General features: G+C 66.0%; 13 protein-coding genes. 8 read left to right on the plus strand and 5 right to left on the minus strand.

Features of this window, described 5'->3' with window-relative positions; genetic code table 11:
- Window positions 1–36 precede the first annotated feature (36 nt).
- Both NCR35_RS17185 and NCR35_RS17190 read left to right on the plus strand, forming a co-directional pair.
- Window positions 37–750: a heavy metal response regulator transcription factor gene (locus NCR35_RS17185; protein ID WP_159834444.1), complete on the plus strand. Its 714-nt coding sequence runs from the start codon at window positions 37–39 to the stop codon at window positions 748–750.
- The gene (locus tag NCR35_RS17190) at window positions 747–2,297 is read left to right on the plus strand and encodes a heavy metal sensor histidine kinase (RefSeq protein WP_284503083.1); all 1,551 of its coding nucleotides are present in this window, start codon (window positions 747–749) and stop codon (window positions 2,295–2,297) included. Before NCR35_RS17185 ends, NCR35_RS17190 begins: the two co-directional genes overlap by 4 nt.
- Window positions 2,298–2,309: 12 nt before the next feature.
- Here NCR35_RS17190 and NCR35_RS17195 read toward each other — a convergent pair whose 3' ends face one another.
- From NCR35_RS17195 to NCR35_RS17215, 5 genes are read right to left on the minus strand one after another with little or no spacing between them, the layout of a single operon-like run.
- A complete protein-coding gene (locus tag NCR35_RS17195) occupies window positions 2,310–5,057 on the minus strand; it encodes a nitrate reductase (RefSeq protein ID WP_250535302.1) in 2,748 nt (915 codons plus the stop codon).
- On the minus strand, window positions 5,054–6,316 hold the full coding sequence (locus tag NCR35_RS17200; protein ID WP_250535303.1) for an NAD(P)/FAD-dependent oxidoreductase: 1,263 nt from the start codon (window positions 6,314–6,316) through the stop codon (window positions 5,054–5,056). Before NCR35_RS17200 ends, NCR35_RS17195 begins: the two co-directional genes overlap by 4 nt.
- Window positions 6,313–6,657, minus strand: a complete 345-nt coding sequence (gene nirD / locus NCR35_RS17205; RefSeq protein ID WP_248322498.1) for a nitrite reductase small subunit NirD — start codon at window positions 6,655–6,657, stop codon at window positions 6,313–6,315. The genes NCR35_RS17200 and nirD overlap by 4 nt, the downstream gene beginning before the upstream one ends.
- 15 nt (window positions 6,658–6,672) lie before the next feature.
- Entirely contained in the window at window positions 6,673–9,213 is a 2,541-nt protein-coding gene (gene nirB, locus NCR35_RS17210) for a nitrite reductase large subunit NirB (protein ID WP_250535304.1), read from the minus strand.
- A gap of 15 nt (window positions 9,214–9,228) precedes the next feature.
- Window positions 9,229–10,554 carry an MFS transporter gene (locus NCR35_RS17215; RefSeq protein ID WP_250535305.1) on the minus strand — a complete coding sequence of 442 codons (1,326 nt, stop codon included), beginning with the start codon at window positions 10,552–10,554 and terminating at the stop codon, window positions 9,229–9,231.
- Between the two features lie 576 nt (window positions 10,555–11,130).
- On the opposite strand from NCR35_RS17215, the gene cobA reads away from it, so the two are divergent.
- From cobA to NCR35_RS17245, 6 genes are all read left to right on the plus strand, one after another.
- A complete protein-coding gene (cobA, locus tag NCR35_RS17220) occupies window positions 11,131–11,904 on the plus strand; it encodes a uroporphyrinogen-III C-methyltransferase (RefSeq protein WP_250535306.1) in 774 nt (257 codons plus the stop codon).
- Window positions 11,905–12,009: 105 nt separating this feature from the next.
- Window positions 12,010–12,585 carry an ANTAR domain-containing response regulator gene (locus NCR35_RS17225; RefSeq protein ID WP_175941369.1) on the plus strand — a complete coding sequence of 192 codons (576 nt, stop codon included), beginning with the start codon at window positions 12,010–12,012 and terminating at the stop codon, window positions 12,583–12,585.
- A gap of 20 nt (window positions 12,586–12,605) precedes the next feature.
- Window positions 12,606–13,733: a CmpA/NrtA family ABC transporter substrate-binding protein gene (locus NCR35_RS17230; RefSeq protein ID WP_250535307.1), complete on the plus strand. Its 1,128-nt coding sequence runs from the start codon at window positions 12,606–12,608 to the stop codon at window positions 13,731–13,733.
- Window positions 13,734–14,517: 784 nt separating this feature from the next.
- Window positions 14,518–15,111 (plus strand): DUF2760 domain-containing protein, encoded by a 594-nt coding sequence (locus NCR35_RS17235; RefSeq protein ID WP_250535308.1) that lies wholly within the window; start codon window positions 14,518–14,520, stop codon window positions 15,109–15,111.
- Window positions 15,108–16,991 (plus strand): Hsp70 family protein, encoded by a 1,884-nt coding sequence (locus NCR35_RS17240; RefSeq protein WP_250535309.1) that lies wholly within the window; start codon window positions 15,108–15,110, stop codon window positions 16,989–16,991. The genes NCR35_RS17235 and NCR35_RS17240 overlap by 4 nt, the downstream gene beginning before the upstream one ends.
- Window positions 16,992–19,811 carry an Hsp70 family protein gene (locus NCR35_RS17245; RefSeq protein WP_250535310.1) on the plus strand — a complete coding sequence of 940 codons (2,820 nt, stop codon included), beginning with the start codon at window positions 16,992–16,994 and terminating at the stop codon, window positions 19,809–19,811.
- Window positions 19,812–19,847 lie beyond the last annotated feature (36 nt).

The raw sequence follows: 19,847 nt of genomic DNA on the forward strand, positions 1-19,847 counted from the left end.
GCACAATAAGCACACACTGAACACACAGGTGCAGGCATGAAAGTCCTGATAGTGGAAGACGAACACAAGGTGGTCGATTACCTTCGTTCCGGCCTGACCGAGCAGGGCTGGGTCGTCGATATCGCGATGGATGGCGAAGAAGGCACGCATCTCGCCGTCGAATACGACTACGACGTGATCGTGCTCGACGTGATGCTGCCGCGGCGCGATGGCTTCGCCGTGCTGAAGGCGCTGCGCATGCAGAAGTCGACGCCGGTCATCATGCTCACCGCACGCGATCACATCAATGACCGCGTGCGCGGACTGCGCGAAGGCGCGGACGACTACCTCACGAAGCCGTTTTCTTTTCTGGAACTCGTCGAGCGGCTGCATGCGCTCGCTCGGCGCACGCGCGCGCAGGAATCCACGCTGATTTCGGTCGGAGATCTCTACGTCGATCTGATCGGACGACGCGCGACCCGCGACGGCGTGCGCCTCGATCTCACCGCGAAGGAGTTCCAGCTACTGAGCGTGCTCGCGCGTCGTCACGGCGATATCCTGTCGAAGACGGCGATCACCGAGCTCGTATGGGAAGTGGATTTCGAAAGCCATACGAACGTGGTCGAGACGGCGATCAAACGCTTGCGCGCGAAACTCGACGGACCGTTTCGCACGAAGCTGCTGCATACGGTGCGCGGCATGGGCTATGTGCTCGAAGTGCGCGAGCCGCGCGATGCACGTGACACGAGGGAAGACGCGAGGCCATCATGAACGTTCCGTGGGCAGCATCGCACGAGGGTCCGCACGCACAGAATCTGCCGCGTTCGCAGCGTTCCATTGCGCGGCGGCTCGCGGTCATGTTCGCGCTCGTCGCGCTGTTCGTGTTCTCGCTCGTGGGCTCGGGGCTTTTTCTCGTGCTTCGCGTGCAACTCGAACAACACTTGCGCGATTCGCTCGATAACCGCGCCGAGATTGCGCGGCTCATCGTCACGCATGTGTCCAACGCGGACAAGTGGAAGATCGCGAAAGAGAAGCTCGCGGATATCACGCCGCGCGACGGCTCCACGCTCTTCGCGGTGACGAGCAACGACGCGCGCTTCCGCTACGGCACGCCGCCTGCGGGCCACGTCACCAAGCGCGTGCTCGGCGGCTATGCACGCTTCAAGCCCGAAGGCCGCGCGTACGACATGCTGATGACCACGCTCACGATTCCGCCCAACGCCGACCGCCCGCCGCTACAGCTTTTCGTCGCAGTTGACTGCTCGCCGAACGTACGCACCATGCGCGTATTCGGCGTGGCGCTCGCCGCGCTGACGGCGCTCGCGACGGTCGCTGTATTGCTGCTGAGTTACTCCGTCGCGCGACTCGGCCTGGCGCCGCTCACGCGGCTCACACGCGATGCCCAGAGTGTGAGCCCGAACAATCGCTCGCAACGGCTCAACACGCGTTCGTTGCCATTTGAACTGGAAGACCTCGCGAAGTCGTTCAACGGTGCGCTGGAACGGCTCGATCATGCATACGGGCGTCTCGAAGCATTCAACGCGGATGTCGCGCACGAACTGCGTACGCCTGTCACCATTCTGATCGGTCAAACCGAAGTGGCATTGACGCGAGACCGTCCGATCGAAGAACTGCGTCATACGTTGCAGTCGAATCTCGAGGAATTCGAGCGCGTGCGCGCGATCATCAACGACATGCTGTTTCTTGCACGCGCCGATCAGGGCGAACGCGCGACGGGCCTCGTGGAGGTGTCGCTTGCCGCGGAAGTGCAACGCACGCTGGACTTCCTGGAGATTCCGCTCGAAGAAGCGCAAGTGCGCGCGGTATCGAGCGGAGATGCGCGTGCTTTCGTGAATACATCGCTATTCGGACGCGCGTTGTCGAATCTCGTGATGAACGCGATTCAGCATTGCGCGCCGGGCGCGACCATATCGGTGTCGATCAAACGAGAGCAGACGCGCGTGCGCATAGCGGTCGCCAATCCCGGCGAGCCGATTGCGCCGCACATCATGGAACATCTCTTCGACCGCTTCTATCGCGCGGAGAGTTCGCGAACGAATAGCCGCGAGAATCACGGGCTCGGGCTTGCCATCGTGAAAGCGGTCGCGGAGATGCATCGCGGCACGGTGTCGGCGACGAGCGAGAATGGCATCAATACGTTCGCGTTCTCCGTTGCGCGCTTCGGCAACGACGATCGGCCGATGCACGATCTACGCATGCAAGGCACCGCGCATGCCCTCGCGAAGAACGGCGCGCCGCAGTCATCGCAGTCATCGCAAACGCGCGAAGGCAAGATAGGCATACGGCCCGCCGGATAGACGAGGCAAGTGTCAGCCGACGCTCAGTAGCGCCATCTCCGTCTCGACGATGAGCTTCTTCAACTCCGGCACACACGACCCGCAATTGCCGCCCGCCTTCACGCAGGCAGTGACCTGCGCCGCTGTTTTCAGCCCTTTCTCGCGGATCGCGTTGCAGATCGTGTTGCGGCCCACGCCGAAGCATGAGCACACCGTCGGTCCTGTGTCCTCGCCCTTGCCGATCGCCTGGCCGAGCAAGAGGCTCGCGCGGTCGTCGTCGCTCAGACGCTCCTTATCGAAGAGACTCGCGAGCCACGCGCGCGCCGGCAGGTCCGGGCGCTCGCAGATGAACACGCAGCTCTCGATGCGATCATCCACCACATGCGCCGCGCGATACACGCCCGCGCTCTTGTCCTCGTACTCGATCCAGTCGGCGTGCGGATCGTCGACGCCGAGAAACGCACGCGCCCAGTCGTGATGATTGCCATGCGAGTCATCGAAGCGATTGCGTCCCGCGAGTTCATAACGCATGAAACGGTCGCCGTGAACGCGGGTCCAGTGCGTGACCGAATCGATGACCGGCGTGCTGCGCGAAAGCGAAAAGCCATGCCACGTCACATGGAATTTCTCGACGGCCACCGGCGTATGCTTGAACTCGGGCTCGCCCGACACCGTATCGACAACGGGATTCACCACTGCGCCCACGCGCGCATCCGATGCCACTTGGTCGTTCCAGTGAATCGGCACGAAGACGCTGCCGCGCTGCATGCCGCCGCTGTGTTGCACGCGAGCGATCATCGAACCCCAGCGGCTCGTGATACGCGCCAGCTCGCCTTCACGCACGCCGCATGCAAGCGCGTCTTGCGGATGCATGTCGATGAACGACTCGCTGATATGTCCTGCGAGCTTCGCTGAACGTCCCGTACGCGTCATCGTGTGCCACTGGTCGCGCACGCGTCCGGTATTGAGCACGAACGGGTAGTCGCTATCAGGCGCATTGACGGGTGCGCGCGGCGGCGTTGCGACGAAACGCGCGCGGCCGTCCGCATGGCTGAAGCGGCCCGTTTCGAACAAGCGCGTGCCGCTTGCGGCTTTGGTGGCACGCAGCGGCCATTGCACCGGCTCCAGTGCATCGTACTGTTCGCGTGTCAGATCGCTCAGTCCGCCGATATCGAATGCGCGATACACGCCGCTTTCCGCATCGTTGCGATACGACGAAAGACGCGCGTGCTCGTCGAAAATCTCATGCGGCGCGTCGAAGTCGAAACCATCGTAGCCCATGCGCCGCGCGACATCGCAGATGATGCGCCAGTCCGCGCGCGCGTGTCCCGGCGCGGGCAGAAACGCGCGCTGACGCGAGATGCGCCGCTCGGAGTTGGTCACCGTTCCTTCCTTCTCGCCCCATCCGAGCGCGGGCAACAGCACATGCGCGAAGGCATTCGTATCCGTCTTCTCGATGATGTCCGATGCGACGACCAGTTCGCACTTGTCGAGCGCCCGCTTGACGCGATCGCCGTCGGGCAGACTCACCACCGGATTCGTGCCCATGATCCACACTGCCTTAACACGGCCCGCTTCGATGGCATCGAACAGTTCGACGGCCTTCAGGCCAGCGCGCGCTGCCATGCGCGGCGACGACCAGAACGTTTGCACCATGCCGCGGTGATTCCCGTTATCGAGTTCGAGATGCGCGGCGAGTGTGTTGGCGAGGCCGCCGACCTCGCGGCCGCCCATGGCATTGGGCTGGCCCGTGAACGAGAAAGGCCCCATGCCCGGCTTGCCGATGCGCCCCGTCGCCAGATGACAGTTGATGATGCTGTTGACCTTGTCCGTCCCCGCGCTCGACTGATTGACGCCTTGCGAATAGACCGTGACGGCACGCTCCGTCCGCGTGAAGAGTCGATAGAACGCGAGCAGGTCATGCGCATCCACATTACAGTCGCGCGCCACCTGCTCGATGTCCGCGACTCCCGCTGCCGAGAGCGCGGCATCGTAGCCATCGGTATGAGCGTCGACGAACGCCGCATCCGTCGCCCCATGCGCCGCGAGGAACGCCAACAGGCCGTTGAAAAGCCGAACGTCGCTGCCGGGTTTCAACGGAAGATGCAGGTCCGCCATCTCGCACGTCGCGGTGTGACGCGGATCGATCACCACGATCTTCACGTCGGGCCGCGCTTCCTTTACCTTCATCATGCGTTGAAAAAGGATCGGATGACACCACGCCGTATTCGATCCGACGAGCACGATCAGGTCCGCGAGTTCGAGGTCCTCGTAGTTCATCGGCACCAGGTCCTCGCCGAATGCGCGCTTGTGCCCCGCCACCGACGACGACATGCAGAGCCGCGAATTCGTATCGATGTTCGCGCTGCCGATATAGCCCTTCATGAGCTTATTCGCGACGTAATAGTCCTCCGTCAGCAACTGCCCGGACACATAGAACGCGACGGCATCGGCCCCATGTTCGGCAATGATGCGCGCGAAGCCGCTCGCCACCGTGCCGATTGCATCGTCCCATGACACGTCGCTGAGTGCGCCCGTCGCGCGGTCGCGCAGCTTCGGGTTCAGCAGCCGCCCTTCGAGGCCGACCGTATCGCCGAGCGCCGAGCCCTTCACGCACAGCCGGCCGAAGTTCGACGGATGCGTTTCGTCGCCTGCAATGGCAACATCGGTCGCGGTTCGCGGCGTGGCGACGACGCCGCATCCAACGCCGCAATATGGGCATGTCGTGCGCACGCCGACCGGATCGGCGCGCGTGATGGGAATGATGTCGATGCTGCTCATGCGGCCCCTTCGCAAAGTGTCTTGCCGAACAACAAGCGGTCGCGATACCGCGAAACATCCGTGCCGCTCTGAATCAGATCGAAGTACCAGCCGCCGTCCTTCACGTCGCCGTACAGGACCGTGCCGATCACGCGGCCCGCTTGCAGCACGAGTCGCTTGTACACGCCACGGCGCGGATCGCGCAGCACGAGATCTTCGCTGCCTTCGCCGCCGATGAGATCGCCCGCGGAATACAGGTCCACGCCGGTTACTTTCAGCTTGGTCGCGGTTGCACGCTGCACGTAACGCCGATGCCCCGCGCCCGCGAGATGCGCGCCAGCCACGCGCGCCTGATCCCAGATCGGCGCAACGAGGCCGAACGTGGCCGAGCGATGCTGCACGCATTCGCCCACCGCATACACGCGCGGATCGAACGTCTGCAGCGTATCGTCCACGACGATCGCGCGATCGCAGTGCAGACCCGAAGCCTTCGCCAGCGCGATATTCGGGCGCACACCCGCAGTCATTACGACGAGGTCCGCCTCGATCTGGGTGCCGTCGGCAAAACGCACGGCACGCACGCGTTCTTCGCCGACGATCTCGGTGGTTTGCGCGGCCATCGCGAAGCACAGGCCCTTTGCTTCGAGCGAACGCTTGAGCAACGCGGACGCGCTCGCGTCGAGTTGCCGATCCATCAGGCTATCGCTCGCATGCACGACGGTCACCGACATGCCCTGCCGCTGCAATCCGTTCGCCGCTTCGAGCCCGAGCAGTCCGCCGCCGATGACAACCGCACGGCGATGATGTCGCGCGGCCTCGCGCATCGTTTCGACGTCCTGAATGTCTCTGAACGCGATGACGCCCGGAAGATCGCGGCCGGGCACGGGGATCACGAACGGCGTCGAACCGGTCGCGATCAGCAAGCGGTCGTACCGTGCTTCGCGTCCCTTTTCCGATCGCACGATACGGCGCGCACGATCGATCTCGACGACAGCATCGCCCGCATGCAGCGTGATGCCATTCGCGTCGTACCATTCGCGCGTGTTGATGACGATATCGTCGATGCTCTTTTCGCCGGCGAGCACCGGCGAGAGCATGATGCGGTTGTAGTTGCCATGAGGTTCGGCACCGAACACGGTGATGTCGTAAAGCTCGGGCGCGATCTTCAGCAACTCCTCGACCGTGCGCATGCCGGCCATGCCGTTGCCGATCACCACGAGCTTTTGCCTCTCGATGCGAGCCGCGCCTGCCGCTGCCGCAACCGCATATTCGGTTCTCATGCCGCGATCCAGACTTTGCCGCCCGCGACGCGCGCGCGATACGCATTGACCGAACGTTCCGGCGCTTCGAGGCATTCGCCCGTGCGCAGATCGAAGTGCTGTTTGTAGAGCGGCGAGGCCACGACGATCCGTTCGCCGAGACTGCCGACGATGCCGCGCGAGAGCACGGCGGCCTGCGAGTGCGGGTCGACGTTGTCGATGGCGTACACGGTGTTCGCATCTGCCGCGACGTGAAACACGGCGACCTGCGCGCCGTTGACGAGCGCGCAGACGCCCGTGTCGGGCACGATATCGTCGAGTTCGCAAACGGCGGTCCAGTCGGGTTCGATACGGTCGTTCATGATGGGCTCCTGAGTTCAGACGGTTTCGACAACCACGGGAATGTCGATGCGCTTAGTCTTGCGTTCTTCCGGCGTCGCGGGCCGGATCTGGCCGCGCTCTTCCACGAAGGTCACGGTCTCATCGCCCTTGTCGCTGTTCACGAAATGACGGAAGCGCTTGCGGGTTTCGGGGTCCGTGACGGCCTTCTTCCACTCGTCTTCGTACGTGTCCACGACGAGTTGCATCTCGGCTTCCAGCTCATCGGCGATATCGAGCTTGTCGTTGACCACGACGTCGATCAGATAGTCGAGGCCGCCTTCGAGGTTGTCGCGCCATACGCTCGTACGCTGGAGGCGGTCGGCGGTGCGCACGTAGAACATCAGGAAGCGATCGATGTAACGCACGAGCGTCGCCTGATCCAGATCGGATGCGAGCAGTTCCGCGTGACGCGGCTTCATGCCGCCGTTGCCGCAGACGTACAGGTTCCACCCTTTCTCTGTGGCAATGACGCCGATATCCTTGCCCTGCGCTTCGGCGCATTCGCGCGTGCAGCCCGATACGCCGAACTTGATCTTGTGCGGCGTGCGCAAGCCCTTGTAGCGATTTTCGAGTTGCACCGCGAGGCCGACCGAATCGCCGACTCCATAGCGGCACCAGGTCGAGCCGACGCACGACTTGACCGTGCGCAGCGCCTTGCCGTACGCATGTCCGGACTCGAAGCCGGCCGCAATGAGTTCTTCCCAGATGAGCGGCAATTGCTCGACGCGCGCGCCGAACATATCCACGCGCTGCCCGCCGGTGATCTTCGTGTACAGGCCATATTTCTTCGCGATCTGACCAACGGCGATCAACCCATCGGGCGTGACTTCGCCGCCCGCCATGCGCGGCACGACGGAATACGTGCCATCGCGCTGAATGTTGGCGAGGTAGTAATCGTTCGAATCCTGCAAGCTGGCGTGCTCTTTCTTGAGAACGAACTCGTTCCAGCACGAAGCGAGAATGCTTGCGACCACGGGCTTGCAGATATCGCAGCCGAGGCCCTTGCCGTGCTTCGCGAGCAGGGATGCGAACGTGCGATGTCCTTCCACGCGCGCGATGTGATACAGCTCCTGCCGCGAATAAGCGAAGTGTTCGCAGAGGTGATTGTTCACCGCCAGGCCCTGACGACTCATCTCCGACTTCATCACTTGCGTGACGAGCGGCACGCAGCCGCCGCACGATGCGCCCGCCTTGCATGCGCTCTTCAATGCGCCGATGCTGGTCGCGCCCGCGCAGACCGCCGCGCAGATCTCGGCTTTGCTCACGTTGTTGCACGAGCAGATCTGCGCACCGTCCGGCAATGCCTCGACGCCGAGCGCCGGTTTGGCCTTGCCGTCTGCCTGCGGAAGAATCAGGAATTCCGGCGCTTCGGGCAGTTCCATCTTGTTCAGCATGAACTGAAGGAGCGTGCCGTATTCGGTCGCATCGCCGACCATCACGCCGCCGAGCAGATACTTGCCGCAATCGGATACGACGAGCTTCTTGTAGACCTGCTTGCGTTCATCGCTGAATTGATAAGAGCGGCTGCCGGGCGTCTTCGCGTGCGCATCGCCGATGCTCGCGACATCCACGCCCATCAGCTTGAGCTTCGTGCTCATGTCCGCGCCCGCGAACGACGCCTCTTCGCCCAGCAACTGCTTCGCGACGATCCGCGCCATGTCGTAGCCCGGCGCAACGAGGCCGAACACCTGGCCGTTCCACGATGCGCATTCGCCGATCGCGTAGATATGCTCGTCGCTCGTGCGGCAGGTGTCGTCGATCACGATGCCGCCACGCGGGCCGACTTCGAGCCCTGCGGAACGGGCGATATCGTCGCGCGGACGAATGCCTGCGGAGAACACGATCATGTCCGTGTCGAGATGCGCGCCGTCCGCAAAGTTCATGCGGTTGACCGCGCCTTCGCCGTCGACGATGGCGAGCGTATTGCGGTTCGTATGCACCGTCACGCCGAGCGCCTCGATCTTGCTTCGCAGCACGCGGCCGCCGCCCTCGTCCACTTGCACCGCCATCAGGCGCGGCGCGAATTCGACGACGTGCGTTTGCAGCCCCATGTCGCGCAGCGCCTTCGCGGCTTCGAGCCCGAGCAAGCCGCCGCCCACCACCGTGCCCGTCTTCGCACGCGCGCCGAACGCCTGCATCGCTTGCAGGTCTTCGATCGTGCGATAGACGAAACATCCTTCGCGGTCCTTACCTTCTACCGGCGGGACGAATGGGTACGATCCGGTCGCCATAACGAGCTTGTCGTAGGCGAGCGTTTCACCGGTCGATGTCGTGACGGTGCGCGCTGCGCGGTCGATGGCGACGGCTCTCGCATTCAGCTTCAGCGCGTAACCCGAACGATCGAAGAAGCCCGCTTCGACGAGCGAGAGGTCGTCCGCGGACTTGCCCGCGAAGAACTCGGACAGATGCACGCGGTCGTACGCTGCGCGCGGTTCCTCGCACAGCACCGTGACATGCAGTGCTTCATTGGCGCTTTCAGCGAGGCATTCGAGGAATTTGTGGCCGACCATCCCGTGGCCGATGACAACGATATTCATGACAGGGACCTTTCCTCAGTTGGCAACGCCGTTATTGACTGCGAGCGCGCTTTCACGCAGCGCGGCCTCGCGGGCCTTGTGTTCGGGAGAGAAGCGCACGGCGATGGCGCACAGCGCCGAGCCCGCGACCAGCACGCCGAGCAGCGACAGCGTCTGCTGCACGTTGCCGACGCCCTTCATCAGGAAGCCCGCGGCTACCGCGCCCACATTGCCGCCCGCGCCGATCACGCCGGCCACGCCGCCGAGCGCTTTGCGGTCGATGAACGGCACGAGCGCATACGTCGCACCGCATGCCATGTGCGTGAAGAGACCGAACGCGATCATCGCGATGAGGGCAAGCGCGATGCCGTCCGCGTGAGCGAAGGCATAGAGACCGACGCCCTCGCCCGCGATCAACACGAAAAGCAGCGTCGCGCGTATGTCGAGGCCGCGCCGCGCGGCGGCTTTATCGGAAAGCCAGCCGCCGAGTGCGCGGGCGAACAATGCAAGCAAACCGAAGCTGCCCGCCGCCATGCCTGCCTGACCGAGCGACAGGCCGAAGTGATCGACGTAATAGACCGCCGCGATGTTGTGGATGAACACCTCGACGCCGAAGCACGCGCCATACGTCACGAACAACATCCATACGCGATAGTTCGCGCAAGCGGTGACAAAGCTCTGCCAGCCGCCCTTCTTGCCGCCGTCGATGGCGATGCCCGCGCGACGCAGTTGCGCGAAGTCGCCTTGCGGACAGTCCTGCGTATAGCGCCAGTAGAAGAACGCCATCACGGGCATCGCCAGGCCCGGCACGATCAGCGCGATACGCCATGCCGATGCTTCGCCTGCGCCCAATGCAATCGCCGCCGCGACGAGCAAGGGCACGATGGCCTGCGCCGCGCCCGCGCCTGCGTTGCCCCAGCCCGCGGTCGTCGCGTTGGCCGTGCCCACCACGTTCGGCGCGAACATCACCGACGTGTGGTACTGCGTGATGACGAAGCTCGCGCCGATAGCGCCGATGGCGAGCCGGCACCACAGGAAGCTGTCGTATCCCGTGGAAAGCGCCGCGCCGATGACCGGCACCGCGCCGACGAGCAACAGCGCGCTATACACCTTGCGCGGGCCGAAGCGGTCGCACATCGGGCCGACCACGAGCCGCACGAGAATCGTCACCGCGACCGCTGCGATGTTGATGTTGGCGATCTGGTCCGCGTTGAGTCCGTATTCACGCTTGATGAGCGGCATGAGCGGCGCGCACGCGAACCACGCGAAGAAGCACACGAAGAACGCCATCCACGTGAGATGGAAGGCGCGCATCGGCGCCGTGCGCAAGCTGAAGAGATCGATTCGGGTGGCTTTGTCCATCGTCTTTCCGCAAAAAAAAGAAAGGCGTCCCGTGCACCGGGCCGATGGCCAGATGCAGGGGACGCCGTTGTCCGTGCCCACTTGGCTTCAATCAGCCGGGCGCTATATTCAGGACGGATCGCCGTTGATCCGATGGCGAGACTAAAGGCAAAGGCTATGCCATGCGCGTCGCATCGTCCGCTTTCGCTTGTGGCATAAGGCTTCGAGCGCGGCGCGCACTCGTTGCGTGCATTCGGCCCGCGTCGCATTCGGATGCACGCCGGCACAGCGATGGTGCGACGCAGCACTCATCGCGTGCGAAGGGCTCATTCGTGATCCGCGTGAACGATCCGGTTAGCGCACGCTTATCTCCACTGTTCACGCGACTTCCGCGTGGCGGATGGCATCCACGAAGAAAATGGCCCGCTTATTGCATTGGAAAGAGCGCCGCGGCAACGACGCTGTGGCGCATGAGTATTGAAGGATCGAACGCACCGACTGCGAACCACGGACAACGGCGTCCCTCGTGCCCGACACGAGCGGACGCTTTTCGCGTTCGCCGCGCCGAATCCAGCAACATGCGATACAGGACCCAACATGAGCACCACTCGCGCGAACAACCCAGGCAAAGTCACGCTGCTGAGCGCAGGACCCGGCGACCTCGATCTCTTGACCATCCGCGCCGCCAACGTGCTTGCCGCAGCGGACATCCTGCTGCTCGACGACCTCGCGAATCAGGACATCGTCACGCTCGCACCGCGCGCTCGCGTGATTCGCGTGGGAAAGCGCGGCGGCTGCAAGTCCACGCCGCAAGCGTTCATCGAGCGCCTCATGCAGCGTTACGCGAAGAAAGGCCTGCACGTCGTGCGCGTGAAGGGCGGCGACGCCTTGTTGTTCGGTCGCGCAGGCGAGGAGCTGACCGCGCTGCGCGGCGCGGGCATTCCGGTGGATATCGTGAACGGAGTGTCGTCAGGCTTTGCTGCGGCGGCGAGTCTCGGCATGTCGCTCACGCATCGGGATCATTGTCAGGGCGTGACCTTCGTGACCGCGCACATGCAGGACCACGGCGAGCCCGACTGGCGCGCGCTCGCGGCCACCGGCATGACGCTCGCCATCTACATGGGCATGAGCCGCATTGCGAGTATCGCGGCGACGCTGCTCGATGCGCTGCCGGCCAGCACGCCGGCGGCGGTCGTGCAGCACGCGGGCTCGGCGCATGAGAAGCGGCTCGTGACCACGCTCGATCGCCTCGCCACTGATGCTGCGGCAGCCGGACTCGGCAGCCCGGCTGTGATCTTGGTGGGCGGAGCGATCGGCGAAGCGGTCGAGTTTGCCATGCGTCGCGAGCCCGGTTTCGCTCACGCGGCCTGAGCGACGCCGTCATGCGGCCTATGCCATCCGGCCAGGTTTTCGCTCGTGGCGTCGTGCGTTAGAGTCGAATCCACCGATACCTCGAACACCGCTTCCGCTCAACAGATGCTTCGCGTCCTACTCGTCACCGACACCGACAAGCCCATCGGCGATCTTCGCGATCAGCTCGCCCGCATGGGCTATGAGATGCTCGCCGAGGTCGCCGCGCCGGCCAAGCTGCACGCGGCCGTCGAGAGCCAGAAGCCGGATGTCGTCATCATCGACACGGACTCCCCTTCGCGCGACACGCTCGAACAACTCGCGGTGATGAACCAGGCCGCGCCGCGCCCCGTGCTGATGTTCAGCAACGACGCGGATCAGCAGTTCATCCGCGCTGCCGTCGGTGCGGGCGTGACGGCCTACTCGGTCGAGGGCCTCGCGCCGGAGCGGCTCGCGCCGATCATCGAGGTCGCGCTCGCGCGCTTCGCTCACGAAGCGCGGCTGCGGCTGCGGCTGGAACAAGTCGAGAACGAACTCGCGCAGCGCAAGCTCATCGACCGCGCGAAGCGTCTGCTGATGGAACGGCGCGGCATGTCGGAAAACGACGCTTACGCCACGCTGCGCAAACGCGCGATGGATCAGGGCGTGAAAGTCGCGGAAATCGCCCGCCAGCTTCTTTCGGTGGCCGACCTGCTCGGTTAGACAGTACTCCTTATCACGTCATGAATTCGCCTATATCCGCTTCATCCGCCACGCACGCGCCCGAACGCACGCATCTGCGGCTCGGCTTCGTCGCGCTCAGCGACGCCGCGCCGCTCGCCGCCGCCGCGCTGCGCGAGATGGGACAGCGCCACGGCATCGAGATCGAGCTATGCCGGCAGCCGTCGTGGGCCGTCGTGCGCGACAAGCTTTTGTCGGGCGAACTGGACGCGGCGCACGCGCTGTACGGGCTCGTGTATGGCGTGCAACTCGGCATCGGCGGGCCGCAGGCCGACATGGCCGTGCTCATGGTGCTCAATCGCAACGGACAGGCGATCACGCTGTCGAACCCGATTGCCGACGCGATCCGCCAAGGGGCAAGCGTGAAGGACGCGCTGGCATCGCTGGGTCGCGTGCCGGTTATCGCACAGACGTTCCCGACCGGCACGCATGCCATGTGGCTCTACTACTGGCTCGCGGCGAACGGTGTGCATCCGTTGCGCGACGTGCGCAGTGTGGTGATTCCGCCGCCGCGCATGGCGGAGGCGCTCGCCGAAGGCACGCTCGACGGCTTCTGCGCGGGCGAGCCGTGGCATGGCGTCGCCGAAGCGCGCGGCGCGGGACGCACGGTCGTCCATACCAGCGAGATTTGGCCGGATCATCCGGAGAAGGTGCTTGCCTGCCGGCGCGATTTCGTCGCCCTCTATCCGAATACCGCGCGTGCGCTGGTGCGCACGATGCTCGATGCATGCGCCTGGGTTGACCGACCCGAGCACCGCGCGGAGATCGCGCAAGAACTCGCTTCGTCGGACTTGCTGGGCGTGCCGCGCGAGTTGATCGAAGCGCGGCTGGGCGCGCGGCACGGCATCGCGCCGGTGCGCTTCTTCGATGACGGCGCGGTCAACTATCCGCGCGCCTCGGAGGGCTTGTGGTTCATCACGCAGTATCGTCGATGGGGCATGCTCACCGCCGAGGGCGACGACTCAGCCGTTGCGGCGGCCGTGAATCAGACGGCTCTGTATCGCGAGGCGGCGGGCGCTTCGGGCGTGCCGATCCCTGCGGAAGGGCAAGCCGCGACCCTCTGCGATGGCCGCGTGTGGGATGCCGGCGATCCGGTGGCGTATGTCGCCGGCTTCGATGTGAAAGCCTGAGGCGGCGCCGATCGCGCCGGAGATAGCGCAGTACACAAGAATCGGTGAATGGACCGCGTTGGGCGATCGGCGTGCGTGCTTCGGCCCCGCCCCGCCTCGTTCGACTGGATGATCACTCGCCGGTGCTGTGATTGCATCGCCGTTTAGATGGTGTCGTCGCGCTGCTTGTGTAATGCCACGCCAGCGATTGCGCTTGGCTCAATAAACTTCGTGGATGCTTCGCGCGGCCGCATCGGCTTGTGCTTGCGGCTTCGGCTCACGGGTTGCGGTCTGCGAGTGGCAGCTTGCGAGCCGAGGCTCCGTGCCACCGCTCGGGGCTGGGCTCGCGGCTCCGGTTAGGATCTGAGCTTGCGCGTGGACTTGCCCTCTAACTCAACCTCGCACCCGGACCCAGCCCCGGACTTGCCCCGACTCGCCGCCCGGCCGCGAAAACTCGACGCTTCAGCAATACGCCCCGCGCCAACGCACCCGCCCCGCCTTGACTTACCCCCGCAAATCCCGAGAATGAGCGCCGCCGCCACGCGCGACGCCCCGACGAGCGGCCAGCCCAAACCCGCCCGCGAGGATGTTTTCCCGCGTGATCCGCAACTTCATGGACAATAACGGGATGAGGCACGAACGCCCCGGCGTTTCCTGCGCTCGTCGCACCGGCGCGCGATGCATGTCGCGCCGACGCAGCATCCACGGCGACCGGCCCTTTGCGGCCGGTCAGCCACCGAACTCGGCCACCCGCGCCGCCCGAGGATGAGGTCGTCCTCGAACGCGGCCTACAGGAGCATCATCCATGACCGACATGAATCCGTCCTTTCTCGGGCGGCTATCCATCGCCTTCGGCGCGTTTTTCGGCATCCTCGGCAACAGCGCGTTCGCCGGCCGCGTGCAGCGTCTGCGCGAAGCGGGCGACGCGCCCCAAGCACCCGAGGCACCCATCAAGACGCCCGCGCCCGCCGCAGCGCCGGTTGCCCCGGCAGCACCCGCGCCCTCGCCACTGAGGGAAGCGAGCCCGGTCGCCGCGCTCCAGTTGCTGGGCCTGCTTCAGCGCGACGCCCGCTTCATCGACTTCGTCGAAGAAGACATCGCCAACTACAGCGACGCCGACATCGGCGCGGCCGCGCGCCTCGTGCACGACGGCTGCCGCGCCGTGCTGCGCGAGCACTTCACCATCAAGCCGGTGCGCAGCGAAGCGGAAGGCAGCCGCATCACGCTGCCGGACGGCTTCGACGCAAGCGCCGTGCGTCTCACGGGCAACGTCGTCGGCAAGCCGCCGTTCAACGGCAGCATCAGCCATCGCGGATGGAAGGTCGAGGCAACGCGCCTGCCGAAGCTCGCCGAGACGCATGACGCGAGCATCGTCGCCCCGGCGGAGGTGGAGCTATGAGCGACTTCGACCAGCAAAACACGCCGCGCTATTCGATCGGCGTCGATCTCGGCACGACGCATTGCGCGCTGTCGTACGTGGACTTGTCCGCGAGCGACGGCGAGAAGACCGCGCAGGGCGTGCTGTCCATCGCCCAGTTGACCGCGCCCGGCGCCGCCGAGGAGCGCGATCTGCTGCCGTCGTTCCTCTACTTGCCGCATCCGAACGAACTCGCGCCCGGCGACCTGACGCTGCCGTGGACGCAGGAGCGGCCCTTCATCGTCGGCGAACTGGCGCGCAGCCGCGGCGCGGGCACGCCCATCCGGCTCGTGTCGAGCGCGAAAAGCTGGCTGTGCCACCCCGGCGTGGACCGGCGCGCCGCGATCCTTCCGGCCGATGCGCCCGAGGAAGTCGAACGCGTGTCGCCGCTGGAAAGCTCGGTGCGCTATCTGACGCATTTGCGCGAGGCTTGGAACCACGCGCATCCGGACGCGCCGTTCGATCAGCAGGACGTCACGGTGACGATCCCCGCGTCGTTCGATCCCGCCGCCCGCGAGCTCACGGCCGAAGCGGCGACCGCCGCGGGCTACGCGCGCATGACGCTGCTCGAAGAACCGCAAGCGGCGCTCTATAGCTGGATTCAGAAGTCGGGCGGCGGCTGGCGCAAGCAGGTCAAGGTGGGCGACGTGATTCTCGTCGTCGATGTCGGCGGCGGCACGACCGACTTGTCGCTGATCGCGGTGGTCGAGCGCGAAGGCAATCTCGAACTGCATCGCGTGGCGGTCGGCGAGCACATTCTGCTCGGCGGCGACAACATGGACCTGGCGCTCGCGCACGTCGTCGCTCGCAAGCTCGCCACTCAAGGCACGCAGCCCGATCCGTGGCAGTTGCGCGCGCTGACCTACGCGTGCCGGTCGGCCAAGGAAACGCTGCTCTCCGATCCGAACACCGACACCGTGCCGCTCGTCGTGCCGAGCCGCGGTTCGAAGCTGATCGGCGGATCGCTGCGCACCGAACTCACGCGCGCCGAGCTCACGCAGATTCTGCTCGAAGGCTTCTTCCCACAAGTGGACGCGTCCGCTCGCCCGGTGGCGCGCGCTCGCGTCGGTCTCACGCAGCTCGGGCTGCCGTATGCGCAGGATGCGGCCGTCACGCGCCATCTGGCCGCGTTCCTCGGCCGGCAAGTGAACGCGCTCGCCGAAGTCGAGGGCATTCAGCGCGACGTGCCGCCCGGCGCGACGCTCTTGCATCCCACCGCCGTGCTGTTCAACGGCGGCGTGTTCAAGTCGCACTTGCTGGTCGAGCGCGTGATGACGACGCTCAACGCGTGGCTCGCCGCCGAGAACGCGCCGCCCGCGCGGCTGCTCGAAGGCGCGGATCTGGACCTCGCGGTGGCGCGCGGCGCGGCCTATTACGGCTACGTGCGGCGTGGCAAGGGCGTGCGCATTCGCGGCGGCACGGCGCGGGCGTATTACGTGGCGGTCGAATCGGCCATGCCGGCCGTACCCGGACTGGAGCCGCCCGTGTCGGCGCTCTGCGTCGCGCCGTTCGGCATGGAGGAAGGCACCGACGCGGCGTTGCCCGCGCAGGAGTTCGGGCTCGTCGTCGGCGAGCCGGTGCATTTCCGCTTCTTCGGCTCGTCGGTGCGCAGGCAGGATCAGGTCGGCACGCTGCTCCATTACTGGCAGCCGGACGAATTGCAGGAACTGGAAGAGATCGAAGCATCGCTGCCGTCCGAAGGGCGCACGCCGGGCGAAGTCGTGCCGGTCAAGCTGCACGCGCGCGTGACGGAAGCCGGCACGCTGGAACTCGAAGCGGTCCCGCGCGGCTCGCAGGAACGCTGGAAGGTCGAGTTCGACGTGCGCGGCAGCGCAAGCGCGGATCACGGCGCGGGCCTGTAAGTGTCGGCGTGCAAGAAGAAGCCGTCGGCGGCGTCGGGCGCGCGGTATCGCGTCGGCATCGACCTGGGGACGAGCAATACCGTCGTCGCCTATGCGGAGGCCGGCTCGAACGATATCCGCGTGTTTCCGGTCGAGCAGCTCGTCGGTCCCGGCGAAGTGGCCGCGCAGCCGCTGCTGCCGTCGCTGCGGTATCACCCCGCGCTGGGCGAACTCGCGCCGGGTGACGTGCAATTGCCGTGGCCGCCGGCTTCGGCGACCGAGCCGCCTGCGGTTATCGGCCGCCTCGCTCGCCATCTCGGCGCGCAGGTGCCGGGGCGGCTCGTGTCGAGCGCGAAAAGCTGGCTTTCGCATGCATCGGTGGATCGCGTCGCGCCGATCCTGCCGTGGGGCGCAAGCGACGATGTCGCCAAGGTCTCGCCCGTCGCCGCGAGCGCGAGCTATCTCGCGCACGTGCGCGCCGCGTGGAACCAGCAGTTCCCCGACGCGCCGCTCGAAGCGCAGGACATCGTGCTGACCGTGCCCGCTTCCTTCGATGAAGGCGCGCGCGCCCTCACCGTCGAAGCAGCGCGCATGGCCGGGCTTCACGCGCTGCGGCTTCTCGAAGAACCGCAGGCCGCGTTCTACGACTGGCTCTTTCACCACCGCGAGACGCTCGGCGAGGAACTCGCGAAGACGCGCCTCGTGCTGATCTGCGACGTCGGCGGCGGCACGACCGATCTCACGCTCATTCAGGTCGAAGCCGGCGACGGCGAAGAGCCGCGTCTCACGCGCATCGGCGTCGGCAATCACCTGATGCTCGGCGGCGACAACATGGACCTCGCGCTTGCGCATCTCGTCGAGAAGCAGCTCGCGGGCGGCGACGGACGGCTGTCGGCGGCGCGGCTGTCGCAACTGGTCGAGCGGTGCCGCGCCGCCAAGGAGCAGTTGCTCGGCGAGAACGCGCCCGCGTCGGCGTCCATCACGCTGCTCGGCGCGGGATCGAAGCTGATCGGCGGCGCGCGCTCAGCGGAGGTGACGCGCGAAGAGATCGAACGGATCATCGTCGAGGGCTTCTTTCCGCTCGTGTCCGAGAACGAGCGGCCGGGGCGCACGCGCACCGGCATCGTCGAATTCGGGCTGCCTTATGCGAGCGATCCGGCGATCACGCGCCACGTCGCGGCGTTTCTCGCGCAGCACGCGACGCCTTCCCGCGAAGCGTTGCGCGAAGCTTCGAAAGCCGATGACGCCCTTCCCGTTCCCGACACGCTGCTCCTGAACGGCGGCGTCTTTCGCGCCGCTCCGCTCGCGCGACGCGTCGCCGACACGCTCGGCCGCTGGCGCGGCGAGCCTGTGCACGTGCTCGCCAACGACGACCCCGACGTGGCCGTCGCGCGCGGCGCGGTCGCCTATGCGCTCGCGCGCGCGGGCCATGCGCCGAAGATCGGCGGCGGCTCGGCGCGCAGCTACTTTCTGCTGCTGGACGAAGACGGCGACGCGTCGCGCGGCGTCTGCGTGCTGCCGCGCGGCACCGAAGAAGGCCAGGCGATCCACCTCGCCGATCGCACCTTCGCGCTGCGGCTCGGCGCGCCGGTGCGCTTTCACCTCGTCTCGTCGGTGGCGGATACCGCGTACCGGGCAGGCGAAATCGCCGATGTCAGCGCCGCAGGCGGCGACTTCGTGCGCCTGCCGCCGATCGCGACGGTCGTCGATCCGCGCGGCCACGCGAGCGCCGGCAAGCCGAGCGAGACGCCGGTGCAGCTCACGACATCGCTCACGGAAGTCGGCACGCTGGAGATGCACTGCATCGCCACCGACGATCCCGCGCAACGCTGGCTGCTTGAATTCCAGCTGCGCCGCGAAGAGCCGAAGGGCGATGCCGCCGCCGGAGAGACGCATCCGGCGCTGCCGAAGGCCATCGAACTGATCGATCGCACCTTCGGCACGCGCGCGCAGGACGTCGCGCCGAAGGAAGTGAAGCGGCTGCGCGCGCAACTCGAACAGGCGCTCGGCCCGCGCGACACATGGGACATCGTGGTGCTGCGCGAATTGTTCGGCGCGCTGTGGGACCGGGCGAAGAAGCGTCGGCGCAGCGCCGACCACGAACGCCTGTGGCTCAACCTCGCGGGCTATGCGATGCGTCCCGGCTTCGGGCATCCGCTCGACGAATGGCGCGTCGAGCAGTTGTGGACGCTCTTCGACCAGGGCATCCAGTACGTCAACGAGAACCAGATCTGGTCGGAATGGTGGACGCTCTGGCGGCGCGCGGCGGGCGGGCTCGACGAAGCCGCGCAACTTCGTCTGCTGGACGACATGGCTTTCGTGCTCCAGCCGCCCGGCACGAGCCGCTATCGACGCGCGGCAGGCGCGGCGCGCGCGGGCTACGAGGACATGGTACGGCTCGCGGCATCGCTCGAACGCGTGCCGGTCGAGCGCAAGGTCGAGGTCGGCGAGTGGCTGCTCACGCGCCTGAAGAAGCCTTCGGAGAATCTGCAAAGCTGGTGGGCGGTCGGGCGCATCGGCGCGCGGCAGCCGTTCTATGGCAGCGCGCATGGCGTCGTGCCGCCGGAGGTCGCCGCGCGCTGGCTCCATGCGATCCTCGCGCTCGACTGGAAGAAGGTCGAGCCCGCGGCGTTCGCGGCGGTGCAGATCGCGCGCATGACCGGCGACCGCTCGCGCGACATCGCGGACGACGTGCGCGCCGCCGTCATCGAACGGCTCACGACGCAAGGCGCCGCGCAATCGTGGATCGCGATGGTGAGCGAGAACGTCGCGCTCGATCGCGCCGACGAAGGCCGCGTGTTCGGCGAAACCTTGCCGGCGGGGCTGAAGCTGATCGGCTGAACCGGCCGCGCCGGCGCGTGCAATTGCTTCGCTCTC

This window comes from Caballeronia sp. AZ10_KS36 (genome assembly GCF_023631105.1).
Taxonomy (GTDB): domain Bacteria; phylum Pseudomonadota; class Gammaproteobacteria; order Burkholderiales; family Burkholderiaceae; genus Caballeronia.